The organism is Streptomyces sp. NPDC101237, assembly GCF_044767465.1.
In the GTDB taxonomy this organism is placed as follows: domain Bacteria; phylum Actinomycetota; class Actinomycetes; order Streptomycetales; family Streptomycetaceae; genus Streptomyces; species Streptomyces gramineus.
This window is the reverse complement of sequence record NZ_JBIWNY010000005.1, coordinates 280682-305836: the sequence shown is the minus strand read 5'-3', so window position 1 is coordinate 305836 and position 25155 is coordinate 280682. Positions and strand designations below refer to the sequence as shown.

General features: G+C 70.0%; 18 protein-coding genes and 2 pseudogenes. 16 read left to right on the top strand and 4 right to left on the bottom strand.

Annotated features, from left to right (window positions below; translation table 11 throughout):
* Positions 1–109 precede the first annotated feature (109 nt).
* Positions 110–1513, top strand: a complete 1404-nt coding sequence (locus ACIRQ9_RS10785) for an NAD-dependent malic enzyme (protein WP_404169700.1) — start codon at positions 110–112, stop codon at positions 1511–1513.
* Between the two features lie 310 nt (positions 1514–1823).
* A complete protein-coding gene (locus ACIRQ9_RS10780) occupies positions 1824–2105 on the top strand; it encodes an HU family DNA-binding protein (protein WP_189268239.1) in 282 nt (93 codons plus the stop codon).
* A 98-nt stretch (positions 2106–2203) separates the two neighbouring features.
* Here the strand turns inward: ACIRQ9_RS10780 and murA are convergent, their stop codons facing one another.
* Positions 2204–3550: a UDP-N-acetylglucosamine 1-carboxyvinyltransferase gene (gene murA, locus ACIRQ9_RS10775; protein WP_404169697.1), complete on the bottom strand. Its 1347-nt coding sequence runs from the start codon at positions 3548–3550 to the stop codon at positions 2204–2206.
* 307 nt (positions 3551–3857) lie between these two features.
* Here murA and ACIRQ9_RS10770 point away from each other — a divergent pair, with 307 nt between their 5' ends.
* From ACIRQ9_RS10770 to ACIRQ9_RS10735, 8 genes and pseudogenes are all read left to right on the top strand, one after another.
* A complete protein-coding gene (locus ACIRQ9_RS10770) occupies positions 3858–4430 on the top strand; it encodes a YqgE/AlgH family protein (RefSeq protein WP_365803216.1) in 573 nt (190 codons plus the stop codon).
* A gap of 52 nt (positions 4431–4482) precedes the next feature.
* Entirely contained in the window at positions 4483–4764 is a 282-nt protein-coding gene (locus ACIRQ9_RS10765) for a DUF3039 domain-containing protein (protein WP_351701319.1), read from the top strand.
* Between the two features lie 338 nt (positions 4765–5102).
* Positions 5103–5810: pseudogene (locus ACIRQ9_RS10760) on the top strand (carbohydrate ABC transporter permease); the annotation flags it as partial.
* Between the two features lies 1 nt (position 5811).
* Positions 5812–7440 carry a beta-N-acetylhexosaminidase gene (locus ACIRQ9_RS10755; protein WP_404169693.1) on the top strand — a complete coding sequence of 543 codons (1629 nt, stop codon included), beginning with the start codon at positions 5812–5814 and terminating at the stop codon, positions 7438–7440.
* Between the two features lie 262 nt (positions 7441–7702).
* Complete coding sequence (locus ACIRQ9_RS10750) at positions 7703–8596, top strand: FAD binding domain-containing protein (protein ID WP_351322925.1); 894 nt, start codon at positions 7703–7705, stop codon at positions 8594–8596.
* Entirely contained in the window at positions 8593–10317 is a 1725-nt protein-coding gene (locus ACIRQ9_RS10745) for a 2Fe-2S iron-sulfur cluster-binding protein (RefSeq protein WP_404169689.1), read from the top strand. The genes ACIRQ9_RS10750 and ACIRQ9_RS10745 overlap by 4 nt, the downstream gene beginning before the upstream one ends.
* Positions 10314–12626, top strand: a complete 2313-nt coding sequence (locus ACIRQ9_RS10740) for a xanthine dehydrogenase family protein molybdopterin-binding subunit (protein WP_404169687.1) — start codon at positions 10314–10316, stop codon at positions 12624–12626. The genes ACIRQ9_RS10745 and ACIRQ9_RS10740 overlap by 4 nt, the downstream gene beginning before the upstream one ends.
* Positions 12627–12946: 320 nt before the next feature.
* The gene (locus tag ACIRQ9_RS10735; RefSeq protein ID WP_404169684.1) at positions 12947–14125 is read left to right on the top strand and encodes an SUKH-4 family immunity protein; all 1179 of its coding nucleotides are present in this window, start codon (positions 12947–12949) and stop codon (positions 14123–14125) included.
* 13 nt (positions 14126–14138) lie between these two features.
* Here the strand turns inward: ACIRQ9_RS10735 and ACIRQ9_RS10730 are convergent, their stop codons facing one another.
* From ACIRQ9_RS10730 to ACIRQ9_RS10720, 3 genes are read right to left on the bottom strand one after another with little or no spacing between them, the layout of a single operon-like run.
* Complete coding sequence (locus ACIRQ9_RS10730; protein ID WP_404169681.1) at positions 14139–14816, bottom strand: response regulator; 678 nt, start codon at positions 14814–14816, stop codon at positions 14139–14141.
* Entirely contained in the window at positions 14813–15988 is a 1176-nt protein-coding gene (locus ACIRQ9_RS10725; protein ID WP_404169678.1) for a sensor histidine kinase, read from the bottom strand. Before ACIRQ9_RS10725 ends, ACIRQ9_RS10730 begins: the two co-directional genes overlap by 4 nt.
* A complete protein-coding gene (locus ACIRQ9_RS10720; protein ID WP_404169676.1) occupies positions 15985–16821 on the bottom strand; it encodes a lysostaphin resistance A-like protein in 837 nt (278 codons plus the stop codon). The genes ACIRQ9_RS10725 and ACIRQ9_RS10720 overlap by 4 nt, the downstream gene beginning before the upstream one ends.
* 552 nt (positions 16822–17373) lie before the next feature.
* Between ACIRQ9_RS10720 and ACIRQ9_RS10715 the strand changes: the two genes are divergently transcribed.
* The 6 genes and pseudogenes from ACIRQ9_RS10715 to ACIRQ9_RS10690 all read left to right on the top strand — a co-directional run bounded on the left by ACIRQ9_RS10715 (position 17374) and on the right by ACIRQ9_RS10690 (position 25114).
* Complete coding sequence (locus ACIRQ9_RS10715; protein WP_404169673.1) at positions 17374–18756, top strand: PIN-like domain-containing protein; 1383 nt, start codon at positions 17374–17376, stop codon at positions 18754–18756.
* Positions 18757–18785: 29 nt separating this feature from the next.
* A pseudogene (locus ACIRQ9_RS10710) lies at positions 18786–19614 on the top strand (DNA primase).
* Between the two features lie 2 nt (positions 19615–19616).
* Complete coding sequence (locus ACIRQ9_RS10705; protein WP_404169670.1) at positions 19617–21089, top strand: ATP-binding protein; 1473 nt, start codon at positions 19617–19619, stop codon at positions 21087–21089.
* A gap of 471 nt (positions 21090–21560) precedes the next feature.
* Entirely contained in the window at positions 21561–21794 is a 234-nt protein-coding gene (locus ACIRQ9_RS10700; protein ID WP_404169667.1) for an excisionase family DNA-binding protein, read from the top strand.
* Between the two features lie 75 nt (positions 21795–21869).
* On the top strand, positions 21870–23111 hold the full coding sequence (locus ACIRQ9_RS10695; RefSeq protein WP_404169664.1) for a tyrosine-type recombinase/integrase: 1242 nt from the start codon (positions 21870–21872) through the stop codon (positions 23109–23111).
* Between the two features lie 554 nt (positions 23112–23665).
* Entirely contained in the window at positions 23666–25114 is a 1449-nt protein-coding gene (locus ACIRQ9_RS10690; protein ID WP_404169909.1) for a HEAT repeat domain-containing protein, read from the top strand.
* The last annotated feature ends 41 nt before the right edge of the window (positions 25115–25155 follow it).

Below are 25155 nucleotides of genomic sequence, written 5' to 3'. Positions count from 1 at the left end.
TTTGCGCGACCAATACGTACGAAACCAGGCCCGGCTAACGCCTACCCGAGGGTAGGTGCGACGATCGGACCGCACTACACGCGACACGGTGAAACGAAGGAAGTCGGCCATGGCAACGGCGCCCAGCGTCTCCTACTCGATGACCATCCGGCTGGAGGTGCCCGCGAGCGGAACCGCCGTCTCGCAGCTCACCACCGCCGTGGAGTCCTCCGGAGGCTCGGTGACCGGCCTCGACGTCACCGCGTCGGGCCACGAGAAGCTCCGTATCGACGTCACCATCGCGGCCAGCTCGACCGCCCACGCCGACCAGATCGTCCAGCAGCTGCGCACCATCGAGGGCGTCGTCCTCGGCAAGGTCTCCGACCGTACGTTCCTCATGCACCTCGGCGGCAAGATCGAGATGCAGTCCAAGCACCCCATCCGCAACCGTGACGACCTCTCCATGATCTACACCCCGGGCGTGGCCCGCGTGTGCATGGCGATCGCGGAGAACCCCGAGGACGCGCGCCGCCTCACCATCAAGCGCAACTCCGTTGCGGTCGTGACGGACGGCTCCGCGGTGCTGGGCCTCGGCAACATCGGCCCGAAGGCCGCCCTGCCGGTCATGGAGGGCAAGGCCGCCCTCTTCAAGCGGTTCGCGGGCATCGACGCCTGGCCGCTGTGCCTGGACACCCAGGACACCGACGCGATCGTCGAGATCGTCAAGGCGATCGCCCCGGGCTTCGCCGGCATCAACCTGGAGGACATCTCCGCGCCGCGCTGCTTCGAGATCGAGGCCCGCCTGCGCGAGGCCCTGGACATCCCCGTCTTCCACGACGACCAGCACGGCACCGCGATCGTCGTCCTCGCCGCCCTGACCAACGCCCTTCGCTGCACCGGCAAGGCGATCGAGAACATCCGGGTCGTCATGTCCGGCGCCGGCGCCGCCGGTACGGCCATCCTCAAGCTGCTCCTGGCGGCCGGCGTGAAGAACGCCGTCGTCGCCGACATCCTCGGTGTCGTGCACTCCGCCCGCGAGGACCTGGTGGCGGCCCCGGCCGACTCGCCGCTGCGCTGGATCGCCGACAACACCAACCCCGAGAGCCTCACCGGCACGCTGAAGGAGGCCGTGCGCGGCGCGGACGTCTTCATCGGCGTCTCGGCCCCGAACGTCCTCGACGGCGACGACGTGGCCGCCATGGCCGAGGACGCGATCGTGTTCGCACTCGCGAATCCGGATCCGGAGGTCGACCCGGCGATCGCCCGCCAGACGGCCGCCGTCGTGGCCACCGGCCGCTCCGACTTCCCCAACCAGATCAACAACGTGCTGGTCTTCCCGGGCGTCTTCCGCGGCCTCCTGGACGCCCAGTCCCGCACCGTGAACACCGAGATGATGCTCGCTGCCGCGAAGGCCCTCGCCGGCGTGGTCAGCCAGGACGAGCTGAACCCGAACTACATCGTCCCGAGCGTCTTCAACGAGAAGGTCGCCGGAGCGGTCGCGGGAGCGGTCCGCGAGGCCGCGAAGGGCGCCTGACAGCGCCCCGTCCCGGACCGTGCGCAGGGACGCGGGGGGCGCGCGAGCGACCCCCGCCGGGCCGGCGCACGGAAGACGACGCGCCCGACTTCGCGGTGGTCCGGGACCGGCGACCCCAGTAAACGTCTGTGAAACTTGCCACGCCATCCAATCGGCGCGTCGTGAAACCACCCCTTCGGGCCCCCCGTAGGGTATGGGCGGCAACGGATTGGCGTTCCCGCCGCAGGTGGGGGCAGGATGCGTCCCGGCCCAACATGCGGCTCAGCCGCGTGGCACGCCTCAATGGCAAGAAGAACACGGGAGTAACAACATGAACCGCAGTGAGCTGGTGGCCGCGCTGGCCGACCGTGCCGAGGTGACTCGCAAGGACGCCGACGCCGTGCTGGCCGCGTTCGCCGACGTCGTCGGCGACATCGTCTCCAAGGGCGACGAGAAGGTCACCATCCCCGGCTTCCTGACCTTCGAGCGCACCCACCGTGCCGCTCGCACCGCGCGCAACCCGCAGACCGGCGAGCCGATCAACATCCCCGCCGGTTTCAGCGTGAAGGTCTCCGCGGGCTCGAAGCTGAAGGAATCCGCCAAGGGCAAGTGACCTTGCCGTCCGTAGGCCTTGGGACGACGGCGTACGGCGTGTGACACGACGATGGGGCGGCCCCTCCACCAGGGGCCGCCCCATCGTCGTACGCGGACCTATCCGAGCGCCTTGCCCGGCAGCTCCACCTTCGCGCCCAGCTCCATGAGCTTCTCCATGAAGTTCTCGTAGCCGCGGTTGATGAGGTCGATGCCGTGCACGCGGGACGTGCCCTGGGCGGCCAGGGCCGCGATCAGGTACGAGAAGCCGCCGCGCAGGTCGGGGATGACGAGGTCGGCGCCCTGGAGCTTGGTGGGGCCCGAGACGACCGCCGAGTGCAGGAAGTTGCGCTGGCCGAACCGGCAGGCCGAGCCGCCCAGGCACTCGCGGTAGAGCTGGATGTGCGCACCCATCTGGTTCAGCGCGGAGGTGAAGCCGAGCCGCGACTCGTACACCGTCTCGTGCACGATCGACAGGCCCGTCGCCTGGGTCAGGGCCACCACCAGCGGCTGCTGCCAGTCGGTCTGGAAGCCGGGGTGCACGTCGGTCTCCAGCGCGATCGACTTCAGCTGGCCGCCGGGGTGCCAGAAGCGGATGCCCTCGTCGTCGATCTCGAAGGCGCCGCCCACCTTGCGGTAGGTGTTCAGGAACGTCATCATCGAACGCTGCTGGGCGCCCCGGACGTAGATGTTGCCCTCGGTCGCCAGCGCCGCCGACGCCCAGGAGGCGGCCTCCAGACGGTCCGACAGGGCGCGGTGGGTGTAGCCGCCGAGCTTGTCCACACCGGTGATGCGGATCGTCCGGTCGGTGTCCATCGCGATGATCGCGCCCATCTTCTGCAGCACGCAGATGAGGTCCTCGATCTCCGGCTCGACGGCCGCGTTGGACAACTCCGTGACGCCCTCGGCGAGTACGGCCGTCAGTAGCACCTGCTCGGTCGCGCCGACGGACGGGTAGGGCAGCCGGATCTTGGTGCCGCGCAGCCCCTTGGGGGCCTCCAGGTACTGGCCGTCCGCGCGCTTCTCGATGGTCGCGCCGAACTGCCGCAGCACGTCGAAGTGGAAGTCGATGGGCCGGCCGCCGATGTCGCAGCCGCCCAGGCCCGGGATGAAGGCATGGCCGAGCCGGTGCAGCAACGGGCCGCAGAACAGGATCGGGATGCGGCTGGAGCCCGCGTGGGCATCGATGTCGGCGACGTTGGCGCTCTCCACGTACGTCGGATCCAGCACCAGTTCACCGGGCTCCTCACCCGGACGGACCGTCACCCCGTGCAGTTGGAGCAGGCCGCGTACGACGCGCACGTCACGGATGTCCGGAACGTTGCGCAGCCGACTTGGCGCACTGCCCAGCAGCGCGGCCACCATGGCCTTCGGTACGAGGTTCTTCGCACCGCGGACCCGGATCTCGCCCTCCAGCGGGGTGCCGCCGTGGACAAGCAGTACGTCGTCAGAGCCGTTGACGGTCATGAATCTCGCGTTCCGTGGAGTGGGGCAGGGCCGGAGTCACAGAGTAATCGCCCATCGGCCCCCTGCCGTAAGCCCAACGACCACCCGGCTACGTCATAGCTGTGTCACAACACGAACGGTTCCCCACCGGCCACACGGGGTCACCGTCCGTCACCGGGCGCCCGGACCGCCTTCCGCCGCACTCCCGTCCACCCCCGCCACCCTCGTACGACGCCCCACCAGGAGACCCCTCCCCGGCGTGGCCGCATTCACTCGCACACCCGCATTGGCTCCCCATGCGGGCGGAAGATGCGGGATCATGTCAGGCATGACCGAGGTGTCCTCGCTCACAGGGCGGCTGCTCGTGGCCACGCCCGCCCTGGCGGACCCGAACTTCGACCGCGCGGTGGTGCTTCTCCTCGACCACGACGAGGAGGGCTCCCTCGGTGTCGTCCTCAACCGCCCCACCCCGGTGGACGTCCGGGACATCCTGGAGGGCTGGGCCGCGCTCGCCGGCGAGCCGGGCGTGGTCTTCCAGGGCGGCCCGGTGTCGCTGGACTCGGCGCTCGGCGTCGCGGTCATCCCGGGCGGCGGCAACGGCGACCGCGCCCCGCTCGGCTGGCGCCGGGTGCACGGCGCGATCGGCCTGGTCGACCTGGAGGCCCCGCCGGAACTGCTCGCCTCGGCCCTCGGTTCGCTGCGGATCTTCGCCGGGTACGCCGGCTGGGGCCCGGGCCAGCTGGAGGACGAACTGGTCGAGGGCGCCTGGTACGTCGTCGAGTCGGAACCCGGCGACGTCTCCTCGCCGGCGCCGGAGAGACTCTGGCGCGAGGTGCTGCGCCGCCAGCGCAACGAGCTGGCGATGGTCGCCACCTACCCGGACGACGCCTCGCTCAACTGAGGGCGCACCTTCTCCGGACCGTAGTCCCGGGGCTTCAGTACCCTTGGCACTTATGAGCACTCTTGAGCCCGAGCGCGGGACTGGTACGGGGACCCTCGTAGAGCCGACGCCGCAGGTGTCCCACGGCGACGGCGACCACGAGCGCTTCGCCCACTACGTCCAGAAGGACAAGATCATGGCGAGCGCCCTCGACGGCACGCCCGTCGTGGCGCTGTGCGGCAAGGTGTGGGTGCCGGGCCGCGACCCGAAGAAGTACCCCGTCTGCCCCATGTGCAAGGAGATCTACGACTCCATGGGCAGCGGCGGCGACGGCGAGGGCGGCAAGGACAAGTAGCACCGCGGGATCCCCACAGGCCCCGGGCGCGCCAAGGCGCGCTGCGGGGCCTTTGTCGTGTCCGCGCGTCGTACGGAGTGCGGCAGCCGGTCACAGAGTGGTCGAGACCTCTTGTCGGCAGGTTCGGGTTGTCCCTACCCTCCGTGGTGTTGTGCAGAGCGAAACCGCCGTTGCGGATGGTGCAACGAGTGGAGTGTGTGCGGCTGCCTCGAACACGTACGCTTCAGCGCGCCCCGGAGGGTCACTCCATGAAGCTCCCCGTTCCCGTCATGGAGTACGGCAACACCGACACCGCCGGTCACGTACGGGACGGCGGACTGCTCGACGTCACCAAGACCGAGTCGGAACGGCCCCGGCCGTGGACGCTCGCGCCGTCGGCGGACTCCTTCCGGCGGGTCTTCGGACAGCGGGAATTCGGCCGCCACTTCGTCAACAGTCTCGTCGCCGCGGGCACGGTGGTCGTCGTCTCGGGGCCGATCGCCTTTCCCGCCGCGACCGCCGTGACACGATTCCGGTTCCGCTTCCGGACCACCCCGCTGACCATGTTTCCGGTGGCCCGGACGGTGCCCGTGGAGGCCCTCGCCGTTCCCCTGTTCTTCCCACTGCGGGACTTCGGTCCGCTGAACACGCTGGGCTCGCTGATCCTGCCGCACATCGCCTTCTCACCGCCCTTCGCGAGCTGGATGCTGCGGGGGCGCGAAAGGGGCGCCGCGGGCGCTGGAGGAGGCCGCCCACATCGACGGGGCGAGCCGGTCGCGCTATCTCCGGCAGACCCTTTTCCCGCTCGTGCCGCCGGGCCTGGTGGCACGAGCGTGTTTTCCTTCATCTCCGCCCGGAACGACTTCCTCTTCGCCAAGTCCTGCATCATCAGCGACACTTCGCGGTCGACCCTGCCGATGGCGCTGCCGGCGTTCTTCGAGCCCGACGACCCGGACTGGGGCGGGGGCATGGCGGCCTCCACGGTGATGACGATTCCGGTGCTGGTGTTCTTCGTACTCGTTCAGCGACGGCTGGTCTCCGGACCGGGCGGAGCGGTTAAGGACTGACATGGCGGACGTGATTCCCGAGCCCCGGAGCATGGCCTCCCACGGGGACGGATTCTTCGAACCGGACGCGGACACCGCGCTGGTGGCGCAGGTGGGCACGGAGCGGACCGCCCGCTGGCTGCGCGACACCCTGGGGGCCGCCTGCGGCCTGCCGCTGCCGTCGCGGCCGGACACCGGCGACAACGCCGTACGGCTGTCCCTCGACCCGGCGGTCACCGAGGACCTCGGTGCCGAGGGCTACCGCCTCGCGGTCACGCCCGCCGGTGCGCACCTCGCGGGCGGCGGCCCCGCCGGACTCTTCTGGGGCGCCCAGACGCTGCGCCAGCTGCTCGGGCCGGACGCCTTCCGGCGCGCCCCGTTGCCCGGCCGCGCCTGGCGGCTGCCGCTGTGCCGCATCCAGGACTCACCGCGATTCCGCTGGCGCGGCCTCATGCTCGACGTCGCCCGGCACTTCATGCCCAAGGACGGCGTCCTGCGCTACCTGGATCTCATGGCGGCGCACAAACTCAACGTCTTCCACTTCCATCTGACGGACGACCAGGGCTGGCGCATCCGGATCGAACGCCACCCCCGGCTCACCGACGTCGGCTCCTGGCGCACCCGCACGAAATTCGGCCACCGGGCCTCACCGCTGTGGGAGGAGAAGCCGCACGGCGGCTTCTACACGCAGGACGACATCCGGGAGATCGTCGCCTACGCGGCCGAGCGGCATATCACCGTCGTCCCCGAAATCGATGTCCCCGGCCACTCGCAGGCCGCCATCACCGCGTATCCGGAACTCGGCAACACCGATGTCGTCGACACCGCCTCGCTGACCGTCTGGGACTCCTGGGGGATCTCCCCGAACGTACTCGCCCCCACCGACAACACCCTGCGCTTCTACGAGGAGGTGTTCGAGGAAGTGCTCGAACTCTTTCCCTCGGAGTTCATTCACGTCGGCGGTGACGAATGCCTCAAGGACCAGTGGCGCGCGTCCCCCGCCGCGCAGGCCCGCATCAAGGAACTCGGGCTGGCCGACGAGGACGCGTTGCAGGCGTGGTTCGTCGGCCACTTCGCGACGTGGCTCTCCGCGCGCGGCCGCCGGCTGATCGGCTGGGACGAGATCCTGGAGGGCGGCATCGCCGAGGGCGCGGCCGTGGCGTCCTGGCGCGGGTTCGGCGGCGGGATCGCGGCCGCGCGGGCCGGTCACGACGTCGTCATGTGCCCCGAGCAGCACGTGTACCTGGACCACCGGCAGGCGGACGGCGCGGACGAGCCCGTACCGATCGGATATGTGCGCACCCTTGAGGACGTGTACCGGTTCGAGCCCGTTCCACCGGGACTCGACGCATCCCTGACGCACCGGGTCCTGGGGACCCAGGCCAACCTCTGGACCGAGGTGATGGAGGACCCCGCGCGCGTCGACTACCAGGCCTTTCCCCGGCTCGCCGCCTTCGCCGAGGTCGCCTGGAGCGCCCTGCCGGCCCCGGCGGAACGGGACTTCGCCGCCTTCGAACGCCGGATGGCGGCCCATTACCGGCGGCTCGACGCCCTGGGAGTCGGCTACCGCCCACCGGCCGGCCCGCTGCCCTGGCAGCGCCGCCCCGGCGTGCCCGGCCGCCCGATCGACGGCCCGCCGCCGATCCGGTAGCCGCCTCCGCGACACCTTCCCGTCCCGAACGCGTCATGGAAAAAGACCTCAAGGGTCACCGAAGAGTGTCAATCGGCATCCATCGGCGATGGCGTACGAAATCGGGCCAAGCAGCCGGTGAGGTGGGCGAATGCCTCCTAGCGGACCCGTGCGTTCGAGGCTTGCGAAGATGTGCCAGAGTTGCCACGTCCGCCCTGTGAGCACGTACCGTACGGCCACACAGGTGGGACCAGGTGGGGGCAGCGGGAAGGGGCAGCCGGTTTTGACCACGCACGCACCGCAGGCGGGGCAGTCCGTCACGCTGCCCACGACACTGAACGAGGCCGTGGCGGCCCTCACCGCGATGCCCGCCGCCGTTCCCGTGGCCGGTGGCACCGACCTGATGGCCGCCGTGAACTCCGGCCAGCTGCGGCCCGCCGCCCTGGTCGGTCTCGGCCGGATCAGCGAGATCCGCGGCTGGCAGTACCAGGACGGCAACGCGCTGCTCGGCGCCGGACTCACGCACGCGCGCATGGGCCGCCCCGACTTCGCCGCTCTGATCCCGGCGCTCGCCGCGGCCGCACGGTCCGCCGGTCCGCCGCACATCCGCAACGCGGGCACCCTGGGCGGCAACATCGCCACGGCCGCGCCCACCGGCGACGCGCTCCCGGTGCTCGCCGCCCTGGAGGCGACGCTGATCATCGCCGGGCCGGGCGGGTCCCGCCGGGAGATCCCGGTCTCGCACCTGCTGGCCGGCGTCGAGATGCTGCGCGCGGGCGAGTTGATCGCCTTCGTCCGGGTGCCGCTGCTGCACGCCCCGCAGGTCTTCCTGAAGGCCACCGGCCGTACCGGGCCCGGCCGCTCGGTGGCCTCCGTGGCGCTCGTCCTCGACCCCGCGCGGCGCGGGGTCAGATGTGCCGTCGGAGCCATAGCGCCGATGCCGCTGCGGCCGCTGGAGGCCGAGCAGTGGGTGGCGCGGCTGATCGACTGGGACAACGACCGCGCGCTCGTCCCGGAGGCGCTGCACGCCTTCGGCGAGTACGTCGCCGCCGCCTGCATCCCCGACCCGGCGCCCGAGCCGGACGGCTCGGTGCCGCCGCTTCCGCCTGCCGTACTGCACCTGCGGCGCACCGTCGCCGCGCTGGCCCGACGAGCACTGGGGAGGGCGCTGTCATGACCGACGACCAGCACGAAGAGGGCGCGCCCTCGGGCGGCGGCCGCTGGGACCCGCTGCCGCAGGGCGACTACGACGACGGCGCGACAGCCTTCGTGAAGCTCCCCGAGGGCGGCATCGAGGCCCTGCTGTCCGGCCACAGCCCCCTGGCCGCACCCGGGCACGGGTACGTGCCGCCGCAGATAACGGTGGCACCCGGCACCGAGACCTGGGGCGGGCAGGGCGACGGCGCGCAGTGGCCGGACCCGAACACGGTCCCGCAGGAGCGGCCCGTCGACGACCGGTTCACCTACCAGCCCGCCGCGACCCAGCAGTGGACCTACGAGGAGCCGCCGCCCGCGCCGGGCCACGACGTGACCGGACAGTGGTCGATCCCGGTCGCGAGCGGCGATGTTCCGGACGAATCGGGCGAGTTCACCACATCCGCGCTCATGGAGCAGTGGGGCGGCACACCCCCGGCGACCCTGCCCGGCGGCGCCGCCGCACCGTGGGCGTCCGAGCTCCCGGCCTGGGAACACCCCGCGGAGGCCCCTGGGGGCCCCTCAGGCGCCCCGATGGACCACGGGGGCACACGGACCCCGGACGCCCCGCCCGAGGCCGCCGACGCGGCGCCTGCGCCCGGCGTGACCGCGGCGAACGAACGCGACGAACGCGACGAGCAGGGCGATACGGGCGAATTCCACGGGCTCGGCGAGCCGACCGCCCCGCCCGCCCGTGACACGCCCGGCGCGGCGGCCGAGCACCAGGACGGCGCCCCGGCCGCAACCGGCGAGGCGGACGATCCCCACGCCACGCCCGCCCGCCACCCCGGCCCGCCGGCCGCCGACGGCGACACGCCCCCGCCCGCGCCGGACGGCGAGGCTCCCGCGCCCGCCGAGGCCGCGGCGGAATCCGCCGAGCCCGCACCCGAGGCGATCGACGAGCACCCCCTCGCCTCCTACGTCCTGCGCGTCAACAGCACCGACCGCCCCGTCACCGACGCCTGGATCGGCGAGTCGCTCCTCTACGTGCTCCGCGAACGCCTCGGCCTGGCCGGCGCCAAGGACGGCTGCTCCCAGGGCGAGTGCGGCGCCTGCAACGTCCAGGTCGACGGCCGCCTCGTCGCCTCCTGCCTGGTGCCGGCCGTCACCGCGGCCGGCAGCGAGGTCCGCACGGTCGAGGGCCTCGCCCAGGACGGCCGGCCCTCCGACGTCCAGCGCGCGCTCGCCCTGCGCGGCGCCGTCCAGTGCGGCTTCTGCGTCCCCGGCATGGCGATGACCGTCCACGACCTGCTCGAAGGCAACCCGGCCCCGACCGAGATGGAGACCCGCCAGGCGCTGTGCGGCAACCTCTGCCGCTGCTCGGGCTACCGGGGCGTGCTGGACGCGGTCCAGGAGGTCGTCGCCGAACGCGAGGCGCACGCCGCCGCCGACGCAGAGACGGACGGCGACGAGGCCCGCATCCCGCACCAGGCGGGACCGGGCGCCGGTGGCGTCAACGCGTCGGCCTTCGACTCCCCGGGCACCTTCGCGACGCCCGCCCAGCGCGAGCAGTCGTCCTACGACGCCCGGCACGAGCAGTCGTACGACCAGACGTTCGCCGGGGACCAGACGTTCGGCGGCGACCAGACGTTCGCCGGGGACCGGACGTTCGGCGACCAGACGTTCGGCGGGGACCGGACGTTCGGCGACCAGAGCCAGAGCTACGGCGACCAGCCCTACGGCTCGGACGGAGGCCAGGCGTGACCAACGAGACCGTCACCACGACCACCGCCGCGGACAGCGCCGACCCCGGCCCCGAGCCGCCCCCGCACGGCCTCGGCGTGTCGCTGCCGCCCGCCGACGCGCGGGCCAAGACCGAGGGCACCTTCCCGTACGCGGCCGACCTGTGGGCCGAGGGCCTGCTGTGGGCGGCCGTCCTGCGCTCCCCGCACCCGCACGCGCGCATCGTGTCGATCGACACCACCCACGCGCGCGAGATGCCCGGCGTACGGGCCGTCGTCACCCACGAGGACGTGCCCGGCACCCCGCTGCACGGCCGCGGCACCCCCGACCGCCCGGTGTTCGCCGCCGAGGTCGTACGGCACCACGGCGAGCCCATCGCCGCCGTCGCCGCCGACCACCCCGACACCGCCCGGATGGCCGCCGCCGCCGTCATCGTCGAGTACGAGGTGCTCGACCCGGTCATCGACCCCGAGCAGGCCTTCGAGGCCGAACCGCTGCACCCCGACGGCAACCTGATCCGGCACATCCCGCTGCACCACGGCGACCCGGAAGCGGCCGGCGAGATCGTCGTCGAGGGCCAGTACCGCATCGGCCGCGCCGACCCGGCCCCGATCGGCGCCGAGGCCGGACTCGCCGTGCCCCGCCCCGACGGCGGGGTCGAGCTGTACCTGGCCTCCACCGACCCGCACACCGACCGCAACACGGCGGCCGCCTGCTTCGGCCTGTCGCTGGAACAAGTGAAGATCGTCGTCACCGGCGTGCCGGGCGCCACCGCCGACCGCGAGGACCAGGGCTTCCAACTGCCGCTCGGCCTGCTCGCCCTGAAGACCGGCTGCCCGGTCAAGCTCACGGCCACGCGCGAGGAGTCCTTCCTCGGCCACGCCCACCGCCACCCCACCCTGCTCCGTTACCGGCATCACGCCGACGCCGAGGGCAAGCTCGTCAAGGTCGAGGCACAGATCCTGCTCGACGCGGGCGCCTACGCCGACACCTCCGCCGAGTCCCTGGCCGCCGCGGTCTCCTTCGCCTGCGGCCCCTACGTCGTCCCGAACGCCTTCATCGAGGGCTGGGCCGTGCGCACCAACAACCCGCCCTCCGGCCACGTCCGCGGCGAGGGCGCCATGCAGGTGTGCGCCGCCTACGAGGCGCAGATGGACAAGCTGGCGAAGAAGCTCGGCCTCGACCCGGCCGAGATCCGCCTGCGCAACGCGCTCGCCACCGGCGACGTGCTGCCCATCGGCCAGACGGTGACCTGCCCGGCCCCCGTCGCCGAACTGCTCCAGGCGGTACGGGACTTCCCGCTGCCCACGCTGCCCAAGGACACCCCCGAGGACGAATGGCTGCTGCCCGGCGGCCCCGAGGGCGCGGGCGAGCCGGGCGCGGTGCGCCGGGGCGTCGGCTACGGACTCGGCATGGTCCACATGCTCGGCATCGAGGGCGCCGACGAGGTCTCGACGGCCACCGTCAAGGTCCACGACGGCATCGCGACCGTGCTCTGCGCGGCCGTGGAGACCGGCCAGGGCTTCACCACCCTGGCCCGCCAGATCGTCCAGGAGACCCTCGGCATCGACGAGGTCCACGTGGCCCCGGTCGACACCGACCAGCCGCCGGCCGGCGCCGGCTGCCGGGGCCGTCACACCTGGGTGTCCGGCGGCGCCGTCGAACGCGCCGCCAAGATGGTCCGCACCCAGCTCCTGCAGCCCCTCGCCCACAAGTTCGGCATGTCCACCGAACTGCTCCAGATCACCGACGGCAAGATCACGTCGTACGACGGCGTCCTGTCGACCACCGTCACCGAGGCGATGGACGGCAAGGAGCTGTGGGCCACGGCGCAGTGCCGTCCGCACCCCACCGAGCCGCTGAACGCGGAAGGCCAGGGCGACGCCTTCGTGGGCCTCGCCTTCTGCGCGATCCGCGCGGTCGTCGACGTCGACATCGAACTGGGTTCGGTGCGGGTCGTGGAGCTGGCCGTCGCCCAGGACGTGGGCCGGGTCCTCAACCCGGCGCAGCTCAACGCGCGGATCGAGGCCGGTGTCACCCAGGGCCTCGGCATCGCGCTCACCGAGAACCTGCGCACCCCGCGCGGGCTGATCCGCCACCCCGACCTCACCGGCTACGCCCTGCCGACCGCGCTGGACGCGCCGGACATCCGGATCGTCAAGCTCGTCGAGGAACGGGACGTGGTCGCGCCCTTCGGCGCCAAGTCGGTCAGCGCGGTCCCGGTCGTGACGTCCCCGGCGGCCATCGCCTCCGCCGTCCGCGCGGCCACCGGCCGCCCGGTCAACCGCCTCCCGATCCGCCCGCAGGCGGCGGTGGTCACCGGCCAGTGAGCCGGCCGACCGGCCTCCGCCGCCGGTCCCGCCGCTCGCCCGCTCGCCGCTGACTCCGCTCCCGCCGCGGCCCTGGGGTCCCGTCCGCGGCCGTGGGACGGGCGGTGGCGGTGACGTGCTCCGGGACGGAACGTTCCGGCGCCGCCCTGCGTCTGTTCTCCACGGGGCGTTGTCAGTGGTGCGGCGTAGTGTTCTGGCAGTGGGGGACGGCCGTTTCGGAGGGGAAGCCCGGACGGTGGGCCATGCCCTGCTCAGGACGGCCTGCGGCACACCACTCCGACCCACTTGCATGTCTGAACTCTTTGATCGCGGGGGCAGCGATGAGCACGACCAGCACGACCGGCAGCGGTGCGGCGGCGATCACGCTGACCGAGGCGGAACTGGACCGATACATCACGCACGAACCGACCCGCATGTGGCTCACCGGACCCGGACTCCCCGACACCGGCGGCCTGCTGACCTTCGAACCGCTGCGCACCGCCGGCCTGCGCAGGCTCGCCGACGTCACCGACGCCGCATCCGGTCCTTCCCGGCTCGCGGAGGAACTCCGGGACCGGCTGGTGATCGGCGAACTGCTGGCCCCGGCGGGCCTGGACACGGAGTCGATCCTCCTCGACGGCGGCACCGGCGAGATCAGCACCGCCTACCTCGTCGACCCGGCCGACCCGCGCCCGCTGGCACCCTCGCTGGAGACGCTGCTGCGCTTCGCCTCGGTCACCGAGGAACTGACCGGTCTGCGCGGCCGTTTCGCCTCCCTCGCCGGCACCCACGGGACCAAGGCGGCCACCGAGGCCTCCCGCACGCTGCTGGAGCTCTTCGAGGAGGGCACGGCGGGACAGGTGCCGCCGTACTGGAAGGCGACGGCGCTGATCCGTCCCCTCAGCCTCGTCGCGGGCCCCGGCACCGACTCCGGGCTCGCCGTCGACCTGCCGGTCCGGCTGCTGGACCAGGAGTTCGGGCAGGGCCGGGTGGCCCGCTTCGAGGAGGTCGACTTCCCGCCCACGCTCACCCACGAGCCGACCCGCCGCTTCCTGCGCGAGACCGGACTCCCGGAGGACGCGGTCCTCTTCCACCTCGACCCGGACGCCCCGCTCCCCACCCTGCGGGAGTACTACACGGACCTCCACACCGGCGACTTCCCGCCGGAGGCGCTGCCGGCCCACGCCGACCGGCTCATACGCCTGGGCTACCTGGTCGAGGAGAACAGCCTGGTCGTGGACGGCACCACGGGCGCGATCCTCAACTTCTCCGAACCCGAGGCCACCCTCTACCCGCTCAACACCGACATCTCCACGCTCGCCTTCACCCTCTGGCTCCTGCACCACGAGCGCACCATCGACGAGCACCTGGGCCACGAACTCACCACGGAGGCCTACGACCAGCTCGCCGCGACCATGCTCCACACGCTCGCGACGATCGACCCGACGCCCACCACCATGGACGCCGAATGGCACTACTGGACGGAGCTGTTCCAGGACGAGGCGGGCGGGGTGCTCTGAGCCGACCGCCCGGTCAGACCACCAGGCCCCGCCGGTAGGCGTAGACGACCGCCTGGACCCGGTCGCGCAGGTCGAGTTTGGTGAGGATGCGGGAGACGAAGGTCTTCACGGTCTCCGGGCTGATCTGGAGGGTCGCGGCGATCTCGCCGTTGGAGAGGCCGTCCGCGATCAGCCGCAGGACCTCCAGTTCGCGCGGTGTCAGCGGGATGTCGTCGGGGGTGCCGCCGTCGGCCGGGCGGATCCGGGCGGCGTACCGGCCCACCAGCCGGCGCGTCACGTCGGGGTCCAGCAGGGCCGCGCCGGTGGCCACGGTCCGGATGCCGTGCAGCAGCCGGTCCGGCGGCGCGTCCTTCAGCAGGAAGCCGCTCGCTCCCGCCCGCAGCGCCTCGTACACGTACTCGTCCAGGTTGAACGTGGTCACCACGAGCACCTTCACGGGGTGCGCCACCCCGGCCCCGGCCAGCAGCCGGGTGGCCTCGATGCCGTCGAGCACCGGCATCCGTACGTCCATGACGACCACGTCCGGGCGCAGCCGGCCGGCCAGGTCGACCGCCGCCCGTCCGTCCCCGCACTCACCGGCCACCGCCAGATCGGGCTGCGCGTCGATGATCGTCGCCAGCCCGGTGCGGATCAGGACCTGGTCGTCGCAGACCAGGACCCGGATCGGCGCCGCCTCGCCCGCGGCGGTCACGACGGGTTCCCGGCGGGTATCCGGGCGCGTACGACGAAGCCGCCGCCGGGCGCGTGCTCCGCGCTGAACTCGCCGCCCAGCACGTCCACGCGCTCCCTGAGCCCGGCCAGGCCCCGTCCGCTCCCGCCGACCGGCACGGCGGCCGAGCCGGACCCGTCCGTGCCGACCTCCACGGTGATCTCCTTCGCGCCGTGCCGCACGCGGACCGAGGTGCGGCTGCCGTGGGCGTACTTGAGGGCGTTCGTCAGGGCCTCCTGCACCACCCGGTAGGCCACCAGGTCGGCGCTGCCCGATGATCGCGCAGGCATGCCCTCCTCGGCGAACTCCACCGGCTGCCCGGCCCGCCGCGTCTGCTCCACCAGCGTGAGCAGCCGCCCGGCGGACGGCGCCCTGACACCGCCGTCGGTGCCGGTGCCGGTGCCGTGGTCGGGGTTGAGCAGGTCGAGCAGATGGCGGAGGTCTGCGATGGCCAGCCTGCCGGTGTCCGTGACGGCCGTCAGGGTCTGGTCGAGCCGGTCCGGCGCGGCGGTCAGATACCGGGCCGCCTCGGCCTGCACGACCATCGCCGTCACGTGGTGGGTCACCACGTCGTGCAACTCCCGGGCGATCCGGGCGCGTTCGGCGGTCCGGGTGTCCTCGGCGACCCGCCGCCGGTGCTCGGCCTCCGCGGCCCGGGTGGACCGCAGCCACGCCCCGGCACCCCACGCCAGCACCAGCGCCAGGTAGAACGTCACGAACTCGCTCGCCGTCTCGCCTCCCGACCCCAGCCGGTGCAGGACGACCGCCAACGGCACGTAGGCCGCGGAGAACAGGAGCGCGGCGGCCCGCCGGTGCCGGCCCAGATGGGCGCCGGTGCTCAGCAGGGCCAGCGGCAGCGCGACCCCCGCGACCGAGTGGTAGGCGCGGACCTGGTCGACGGCGAAACCGAGCGACACGAGGGCGAGGCAGAGCGCCGGCCACCGTCGGCGCAGGGCCAGCGGCAGGCACTCCAGGCCGAGCGCCAGCGCGGTCAGCGCGTCGAAGGGGCGGGTGGGCAGGTCACCGACCCGGGTTCCGTTGCCGTGCAGCGCCGGCAGGAAGGAACCGGCCAGGATCAGCAGCCCGAGCGGCAGATCCCGGACCGTCACGTCGAGCCGGTGCCACCAGCCGGACAGCCGCCGAGGACCGATCACCGGGGCAGTGTAGCGACGGAGCCGGCCGCCGTGCCCCGGCCCCGGCGCGGCACCAAGTGCCCCCGCCGGCGGGCCAGCCGCAGGAAAGCGAGCGTCACCAGGATGCCGAGCAGGACCGAGTAGAGGCTCGCCTCCGGCCCGAACTCCCCGCCGGTGATCAGCTGCGACCCGGAGGTGGAGGCGTCCAGCAGGCCCCGCTGCGCGCCGCTGCCGGAGACCTCGGTGCCGAAGAGCGCCGACTCGGCCCAGTTCCAGCCGAAGTGCAGTCCGATCGGCAGCCAGAGCGTGCGGGTGGCGGCGTAGGCGGCGCCGAGCATGCCGCCGGCCTCGATCGCGATGGCGAGGGCGCCCCACAGCGTCGCGTCCTTGTTGAGCAGATGCATCATCCCGAACACCACACCGGTCGACGTGAGCGCGATCCAGGTCCCGGTGCGTTCCTCGACGATCCGGAACAGGACACCGCGGAAGAGCAGTTCCTCGGTCGCGGCCGCGGCGGCCATGAAGCCCACCAGCCCCACCGCGCCCGTCACCGAACCCGCGCCGTGCACCGTGTAGTCGCCGAGGAGGGCGATGTTCGCGATCACACACGCGAACGTCGCCACACCGATCAGCGCACCCCGCCCGAACGCGGCCCGGGCGCCGTCCCGCCCCACCTCGGTGCTCGGCCGGTGCTCGGTCCGCCGCACCACCCACCCGTAGACGGCCACCGCGGCGACGGACGTCAGCAGCCCCAGCACCAGCGTGAGGAACCAGTTCCCCTCGACCGCGGCGACCGCCTGCCCGCCCACGAAGGCGACCGCGCCCACCGCCACCAACTGCCAGACCAGCCTCATGACGACTCCTCCCAGAACCCGCGGACCGACCACCGCGGAACTGGCCCGAACGCTACGGATCCACCCCGCCGGAATCGTCACCTCGGGGTGGACACCCGCACGTAGCTCGCACGGGGGACAACGCGCCGGGGGAGTGGTGGCGTGGGCGGCCGCCGTCCACGCGAGCGCAAAAAAGGACGGCACCCCCGCGGGGATGCCGCCCTTTCCTCTTGCCAGGTCACGCAACCGGAGGCCATGGCGGGATTCGAACCCACGTAACTCGCTTTGCAGGTTTGTCGGTGCTGGTCAGGGGGCGGTCCGGGTACGTTCAGCGGCGTTCACTCCTGTACTGACACCGCACTCGCCAAGGCTGAGTGAACGGCTCTGGACGACGGTGCACAGCGATGAACGAGACGGAAACTGAGACGGGGATGCCCACACGGAGTTGGTGCCCCATGGTGGGCTCGGCGGGGGTGGCGCGAGGGCGGTCGGGCCGGCGACCAATGGATCACCACGCAAAGTGAGTTAGGCGAGACGGGGCCGCGCCATTGATCACACCGATATGCTGGCCCGGTGACGCATGCAGACGTACCTGGCACGCCAGCGACTGAGCGGTCCGAGACCCGGGGGATCTTCGACGGATTCTCTGGGTACGTGACACCCACCATGGAAGACTGGCAGAACGTGTTGAGCAACGGCATGGTCGTTGTGGATACGAACGTACTGCTGAATCTTTATCGGTACAACCAGGATGCTCGTGCATCTCTCCTCGATGCTCTGGAAAAGCTCGGCGTGCGCCTGTGGGTGCCGAACCAGGTGATGGTCGAATTCTGGCGCAATCGTGAAAACGCACTTGAAGATCCAGAGAGGCAGTTGCAGCAATCCATTTCCGCACTGCGGTCCGATTTGGAGAAGGCTACCGCCGATCTGCGTAGTTGGATCAACCGAGTGTCCCTGGATCGGTCGGCTGCTTTGCAGCTTGAGGGAACCCTCGACAATGCTTTCGATGAAGTAATTGGCTCCATGGAGCGTGTTGTTGATAGCAGTGGGCTTGGAATGGAGCACGACACCACTAAGGATAAGGTTCTATCTGCGCTGACGGTGTTGCTTGATGGCAAGGTAGGGGCGCCACTTGATCCTGGGATTCATTCGAAATGCGTAGCTGATGGTAAGCGTCGACTTGACGAGCAAGTGCCTCCTGGGTATAAGGATAAAAAGAAAGAGGCGCGCGGGGACGACTCCGAAGTAGGAGATTACCTTGTGTGGTTTCAGGTGATGCAAGAGGCTAAGAATCGGTCCACTGATGTCCTCCTCGTCACTGGAGACACTAAGGAAGATTGGTGGCGCCTCCGAAACCGTATGACCTTGGGGCCCCGCAATGAGTTGTCTGAAGAACTCTTGCGTGAAGCGGGCGTGCATCTTTACATGCTGAAGCCGGATCGCTTGCTGGTTCTTGCTCGTGATTTCCTCAAGGTTTCGGTCAGTGAGGACTCTGTTCAGAACGTCGAATTGGTTGATGCTCAATCCACCTCCCCTGATGAGTCGGTTGGGAGTTGGAGTTATGCGTCCCTCATGCCGGTTCTTCGGAAGCTTCGTTTGCAAGCACCGGTACAGGAAGCCACTATCGCTCGCGCTGTTGAGAACGGCGGTTATGTGAGCCGCGAGGAGATTTATGAGATTGGTGGCTACGGACCGGAAAGAATGCTGAAAGGCTTCACGCGCCCCGTAACGCGGATATCGCTGGAGGTTGCGGCGGATCGGGATCTGAGTCGGTTTGATCGCGATCTGCTCGATCCCGTGTATGCAGAGATGAAAGCCGGATTTGGTTGGGTAGACGGATTCCGTGTCGATTCCAGCCTTCATGCTGCGTTGCGTAAAGCGTGGGCGTTGATTGATGAAGTAGATGTCGAAGACTTGATGGACGAACCAGATTACGACCCCGGTGCGTCTTCTTAGGTTTTTTCTTCAAGGATGCCGTATTGAGTATGACGCCGGCGCCTTGTCGCCAAGATTGGGTGAACCGTCTTGGGCCGCTGCGCCGGGGGAAGCTGCCGTTCGGGAACTGCCCAGCCTGCGCCCGGAACGCGTGCGGCGGCCGGCCGAACATGAAGGCGGCAGGCATCTGCGGGTGCCCGGCGCCGTGCCACGCGTGGGCCGCCGCGACCACCGACCCCGCCGTCATCGCCTCGCCCGCGTGGGCGCCGGCGTGGCGGCAGGCGGCGGCGGTCGCATACCACCCCGGCGGCGCCGGCCTCACCGTGGTCGACCTGGACGACGCAACGGCCATCGAGTGGGCCCGCACAACGCTGCCCGCCACCCGCACCGTCACGACGACGCGCGGCGAGCACTGGATCTACCGGGGCACCATGCCGTCCGCCAACGCCGTACGGCCCGGCGTCGACATCAAGTCCCTTGCTGCATATGCCCGTTGGCTCACAGAGGGCCCGGGCGCCACGACGCCTCTGCCGGACTCCGTGCGCGCCCTGGCAGCAAAGGAACCGCCCGCACCCCGCAGGGCGCCACAGAGTCTCACAGGGCCCCTGGGAGGCTGTGGGGGCGTGTGCCCGCACCGTACGCCGACCTACTTGGACCGTGGTGTCTCGATGGCTGTGCAGCGGATCAGCGAGGCCCGCAGCGCCGTGCACGCGACGGTGTACCGGACGTTCCTCGCGGTGCTGTCGACGCACGGCCGGTGCGGCTGCCTCACCGACACCCACGTCGGTCGCGCTGTTCACCGCGGCGCAGGCCAAAGGCGAAACCGCCCGGCACTGCACCGACGCGTGGACCAACGCCCGCACCGCACTGGGGATGTAGCCATGTCCGACGACGAGCAGACACCCGCCCGCAAGGTCATCACCGACTACGCGCAGGCGCACTTCCGGTACTTCCGCACCGTGGACGGCACCGTGTACGCGCAGCGCAACGGCCACCCCGTCGCCCGGCCGATCCGCTCCCAGGGAACGACCGGCAGTCACCGCCAGGAACTCATGGTCGGGCTGTTCAGGGACGGGGTCGGCATCTTCAACGGGACCGCTATGAAGGAGGCGTTGGACCTGATCGAAGCCCTCGCGCTGACCGAGGAGACTAAGGCCGTGCACATCCGCGTCGCGCCCGGTTTCGACGGAGCCACCTGGTTGGACCTGGGGCGGGCCGATGGACAGTCCGTGCGCATCCACGCCAACGGCTGGGACATTGCCGTCCCGGACCCGCGCGAGGTGTGCTGGCGGCGCACCCAGCTCACCGGCGAACTCCCGATGCCGGCCAAGAACACCGACGGCAAGGGCATCGACCTGCTGCTGAGGCTGTGCAACTTCGCCACCGCCGAGACCGAGTGCCTGGCCATCGCGTGGCTGGTCGGCTGCCTCGGTCCGTCCGTGCCGGCGCCGGCGCCGTTCCTCACCGGCCCGCAGGGCGCGGGGAAGTCGACCGGCGGGCGGATGCTCGTGCGGATCATCGAAGGCATGACCGGTGACCTGCGCCGCGCACCCAAGGATGAAGAGAACCTGATCACCGCCGTGGCGGCTGGCTGGGTGACCGCGCTCGACAACCTCTCCCACATGACCCCGGAACTCTCGGACGCGATGTGCTGCATCGTCACCGGAGCCGAGAGCGTCAAGCGTGCGCTGTTCACTGACGGGGACGTCTTCCGTCTCGGCTACCGCCGCCCCCTGCTCCTCACCGGCATCGACGTCGGCGTGATCCGGCCCGACCTGGCGGAGCGGCTGCTGCCGCTCAGGCTGGAGCGGCCACGGGTGCGGCGCACCGAGCACGAGCTGTGGACCGAGTACGCCGAAGTGCTGCCCGTGGTCCTCGGATCCCTCCTGGACCTGACCGTGAAGGTCAGGGGGGTGGACGCGGAAACGCCGACCGACCTGCGCATGGCGGATTTCGCCCACCTGTGCGCCCAGCTCGACGCCGCGACCGGTCTCGGGGCACTCGCCGCGTACCGGGCCAGCCTGGATGACCTGAATGACGATGTCATTGAGGGCGACCTGTTGGCACAGACCGTGCTGCAGCACGCGGCTGAAATCGAACCGGGGACGGAGCAGCGGATGACGTCCACGGAGTGGCTGCACTGCCTCAGCCGCGTCTACACCAGCGACGACTTCCGTGCCCTGCCCAAAGGGTGGCCGACCACGGGAAAGGTGCTCTCCGACCGGCTCAAGCGGCTACAGCCCACCCTCGCGGCCCGCGGCGTGTTCATTGACTCCGGTCGCACGAATACGGGCCGGTACATCGAGATGACCCGCGCAATGGCCGTGCCGCCGCACGAGCAGCAGGCGTTCTGACCGCTGTCGCTGTTCAAGCAAGAGGAGCACCCCCGGCCGGGCGTGCTCCTCTTGCTGTTCGGCGCTCGCGCCGCCCCAAGGTCGCGCCGCGCAGCGGCCCGTCATTCACGCTCTGAGCCGCGCCAGACCACTACAGACACCCCCCTCTTTTTCCTAAGTAGGGAAGGTCTGCGTCACCTGCGTCACCCGACCCCGGAAAACGCGCCCTGAGCTGCGCGGACGGCGGTGACGCAGACGGCGAATCCTGCGTCACACCTGCGTCACCTGCGTCACCGATGACGGAGAGCCTGCGTCACCGGTGACGCAAGCCAATGCCTCTGCGTCACCCCAAACTCGCAGGTCAGAAGCTTGCATGACGCAGGTGACGCAGGTGACGCAGAAATCCCCACCTCGGACAGGCGCAGGCTCCTGAGATGCCCCTCGAAGCAACCACGCCCCGGCCCACATCCCCTTGCCCCTAGGAGATCCCGCGTGAGCATCGCCAGTGTGGACACCCTCCGGCGCGTTGACGCCGGCGCCCCGGCACCCGTTCTCCTGACAGTCGAAGAGGCCGCCTACTGCCTCCGCATAGGCCGGACCACGTGCTTCGGTCTCATCCGTACCGGAGAGCTGGAGTCCCTGTTGGTCGGTGGGCTCCGGCGCGTTCCCGCCGACGCCCCCGCGGCCTACCTCGCCCGCCGACGCGCAGAACAGCGCGCGGCCTGACCTTCCCCTCATCGGAGCGCCGCCCACCACGGGTGGCGCTCCGGCTGTTTCCACCCACCCCGAAGGAGTCCGCCCGTGGCGGAAGACAAGACGCGCACCCGCCAGCCCAACGGCCGCAGCTCGATCTACTTCGGCAAGGACGGCAAATGGCACGGCCGCGTCACCGTCGGCGTGCGCGACGACGGCACGCCGGACCGTCGCCATGTCGAGCGCAAAACCAAGACCGAAGTAGCTGACGCTGTTCGAGAGCTGGAGAAACAGCGCGATGCCAAGACCGTGAAGAAGCCCGGCAAGGCGTGGACGGTCAAGGCGTGGCTGACGCACTGGGTTGAGAACGTCGCGCCCCTCGCCGTCAACGACAACACGATGGTCGGGTACGGCGTTGCGGTCCGTAAGCACCTCATCCCCGGCTTGGGCGCCCACCGGCTCGACCGGCTCAAACCTGAGCACATCGAGACGTTCTATGCCAAGATGCAGGCCAACGGCAGCAAGCCCGCCACCGCACACCAGGTGCACCGAACCCTGCGCACCGCTCTTAATGAGGCCGTGCGGCGCGGCCATCTCGGCAAGAACCCCGTCCTGTTAGCCAAGGCACCGAAGACGGGGGATTACGAGGTGGAGCCCTACAGCGTCCAAGAGGTACAGCGACTGTTGAAGGCCGCTGACCAGCATCGCAACTCCGCACGATGGGCCGTCGCGCTCGCCCTCGGACTGCGTCAAGGGGAGGTACTGGGGTTGACGTGGGACGACGTGGACCTTGAGGGCGGACTCCTCGTTGTCCGCCGTAGTCGCCACCGCCCGCAATACGCCCACGGGTGTGCGGAGCCCTGCGGACGCAAGGCCGCCGGGTACTGCCCCCAGAGGCGACGAACGAACCCCGAGTTGTCCACCACCAAGTCGCGCGCCGGCCGTCGTGCGGTCGGTCTCCCCGATCAGCTCGTTGACCTACTCCGTGCGCACCTCAAGGCGCAGGGAGCGGAACGAACGAGCGCAGGGAAACGCTGGCAGGACAAGGGCCTGGTCTTCCCGGATGAGTACGGCCGTAGCCCGTCCCATCGCAGGGATTGGGCTGAGTGGAAGGCGCTGTTGACCCAGGCGAACGTCCGAGATGGGCGCCTCCACGACGCCCGCCACACGGCCGCGACGGTACTGCTGATTCTGGGTGTTCCAGAGCGCGCTGTCATGGGCCTTATGGGGTGGTCGACTACCGCCATGGCCGCTCGATATCAACACATGATCGATGCGGTGCGTGCCAACGTTGCCAGTCAAGTCGACGATCTCATTTGGAAGTCAGGCAACGAGCGATCTCGAAGCTAAGCGCGAGGTCTCGGGGCAGCCGCGGTTAGGGCTGCCCCGGGACTCGTTCTCCGGGTAACCGTCGATGGACCAGTGGGATGCATCGGTGATCGGGGCACTGGCGTAACTAGCGCATGAGGTAGGGCCTGCCGCTAATTCTTGGCCCGCTGTCGACGCAGTCGACGCAGGCCCCAAGTGGCGCTCGCAACGACTAGGGCCGCTGCTAGTGAGCCAAGGAACTCAGGCACTGCGGCCAAGAGGAAATCCTCGGCTGCTTTCGACAGGGCAGATGAGGCCAGGACGTTGACGAACCCGTTCGGAGCGGAGTACACGGTCAGCATCTCCTTGCTGTTGGCCCAACCCCTCTGCTGGCTGGGCGGTGTGAAGGTGACGATGAACCGCTGTCTGTCGGTCCCCAAGTGCTCTCGGGACAGCCAGGGACGGCCAGGGACAAGCTGGGACGCGCGATCGCGCTGGAGCAGCCCCTGTCGTGCATCATGGCTGTAACACTGGTGCTGTCCCTGGGACTTCGTGACTGTTCTAGGGGAAGACAGGGTGAGGTGAGCGGGGTGAGCATGGCGGCCGTACACACGCCATCAGGGGGTGCGGGTGATCCACGCGAGGAGTTTGCGACCTTCCTTCAGCGTCAGGCGGAACAGGGTGGCTTGAAGGTTCGGGACATTGCCGAGCGTTTTGAGCAGGAAGCCAGGAGAGAAGAGCAGGCTGTCGAGGGCGGTTCCGGGAGCTTGCCGGAACATCCTGTCCGTAAGATGGCGTTTTCCAAGTCGCACCTTGCCCGCCTATTCAAAGCCCAGGCTCTGCCTAACCCACCCTGGGCGTTCACGCTGCAATTCCTGCGGATCACTAGCAGAGCGGCCGGTCTTTCCAAGGAAGAGCATCAGGAGCGCTGTAACCAGGCACGTGCCCTACTCAGTGCAATCTCCGCGCTGCCCAAGACCGTGGTCGTGCCAGTACCGGCCCCGTTTTCCGCAGTGAGTTCGCCCAGTCCACATGAGACAGTTGTCGCTCTACAGCATGAAGTCGAACTTGAGCGCGCGCGACACACGGAGACCCGTCTTCGATATGCGCTGAGAGACGCCCAGTTCCTTGCAACCACTCTGTGGCGCATCATCAGCGCCCTAAGAGACATCATCTGCGACCATGACATCCTGGTAGCCCAGGCCCAATACAGCAGTACTGGCCCAGGTGTACTTGAACAGTTGCGTAAAGAGACCGAGCAAGCATTCGCCCATAGGGGAACTGCTCAGAAGCAGGTTGACCTCGCCACTGCGCGCATCCGGGCCCTAGAGGTGACCTGGGAGCAGGCCCGCGCTGAGGTGAACCGGTTGCTCATGCACCCAGACGCTGCTGACCTCATGGGGCCCCTCGCGGGCGCAATTCCGCCGCAAGGCATGCTTCCTGACGACCTTCTGGCTCAGCCGACTCTCGACGACATCGCCACTGCCCTGGATAAGGCCCAGGCACTGAACACCCAGGAGGAACGCACAGCTCGCGATCTGCAGCATTCGCTTGCGTCAACGAGCCCACTTCAGCCGGATGACGAACGTGCTGTGCTGCTCGCCGCAACCAAACTCACCAGCAACGCTCCGGCCCAGCAGGCCGCAGCAGAAGGACTGGCGCGCGGGTGGTCTGGGGACGTCGAAGCTCGCGATGCCCTCATTCGACTTACCCATGCTGACTCCTATGAGGTGCGGGGATCAGCCGCGCAAGGGTTGGCGCAGGGATGGTCCGGTGACGTCGAAGCTCGCGATGCTCTCATCCGACTCACTCATGACCAGTATCAGATCGTCCGGGGCACCGCCGCTGTAGGGCTAGGGAAAGGCTGGCCCGGTGATACCGCGGCTGGCAACGCACTCTTCCCACTCGCCGAGGATTCGGTCGGAGAGGTCCGGCAGGCTGCCCTGTCAGTGCTAAAGGCGGGCTGGCCCAAGGCTACGCGTGGGCCAGAGTTTCCATCCAAGGAAGCGGCGGTGCTGCCGATCCATCCAACGGATGAAGGTTAGGTGCCCGCGTCCGAAGTCTTTGGCGCCCATGCTTCGTGAGT

Coding starts and splice junctions, on each gene's coding strand:
- ACIRQ9_RS10785 (WP_404169700.1), top strand. CDS start 110: ATGGCAACGGCGCCCAGCGTCTCCTACTCGATGACCATCCGGCTGGAG.
- ACIRQ9_RS10780 (WP_189268239.1), top strand. CDS start 1,824: ATGAACCGCAGTGAGCTGGTGGCCGCGCTGGCCGACCGTGCCGAGGTG.
- murA (WP_404169697.1), bottom strand. CDS start 3,550: ATGACCGTCAACGGCTCTGACGACGTACTGCTTGTCCACGGCGGCACC.
- ACIRQ9_RS10770 (WP_365803216.1), top strand. CDS start 3,858: ATGACCGAGGTGTCCTCGCTCACAGGGCGGCTGCTCGTGGCCACGCCC.
- ACIRQ9_RS10765 (WP_351701319.1), top strand. CDS start 4,483: ATGAGCACTCTTGAGCCCGAGCGCGGGACTGGTACGGGGACCCTCGTA.
- ACIRQ9_RS10755 (WP_404169693.1), top strand. CDS start 5,812: ATGGCGGACGTGATTCCCGAGCCCCGGAGCATGGCCTCCCACGGGGAC.
- ACIRQ9_RS10745 (WP_404169689.1), top strand. CDS start 8,593: ATGACCGACGACCAGCACGAAGAGGGCGCGCCCTCGGGCGGCGGCCGC.
- ACIRQ9_RS10735 (WP_404169684.1), top strand. CDS start 12,947: ATGAGCACGACCAGCACGACCGGCAGCGGTGCGGCGGCGATCACGCTG.
- ACIRQ9_RS10720 (WP_404169676.1), bottom strand. CDS start 16,821: ATGAGGCTGGTCTGGCAGTTGGTGGCGGTGGGCGCGGTCGCCTTCGTG.
- ACIRQ9_RS10705 (WP_404169670.1), top strand. CDS start 19,617: ATGTCCGACGACGAGCAGACACCCGCCCGCAAGGTCATCACCGACTAC.
- ACIRQ9_RS10690 (WP_404169909.1), top strand. CDS start 23,666: ATGGCGGCCGTACACACGCCATCAGGGGGTGCGGGTGATCCACGCGAG.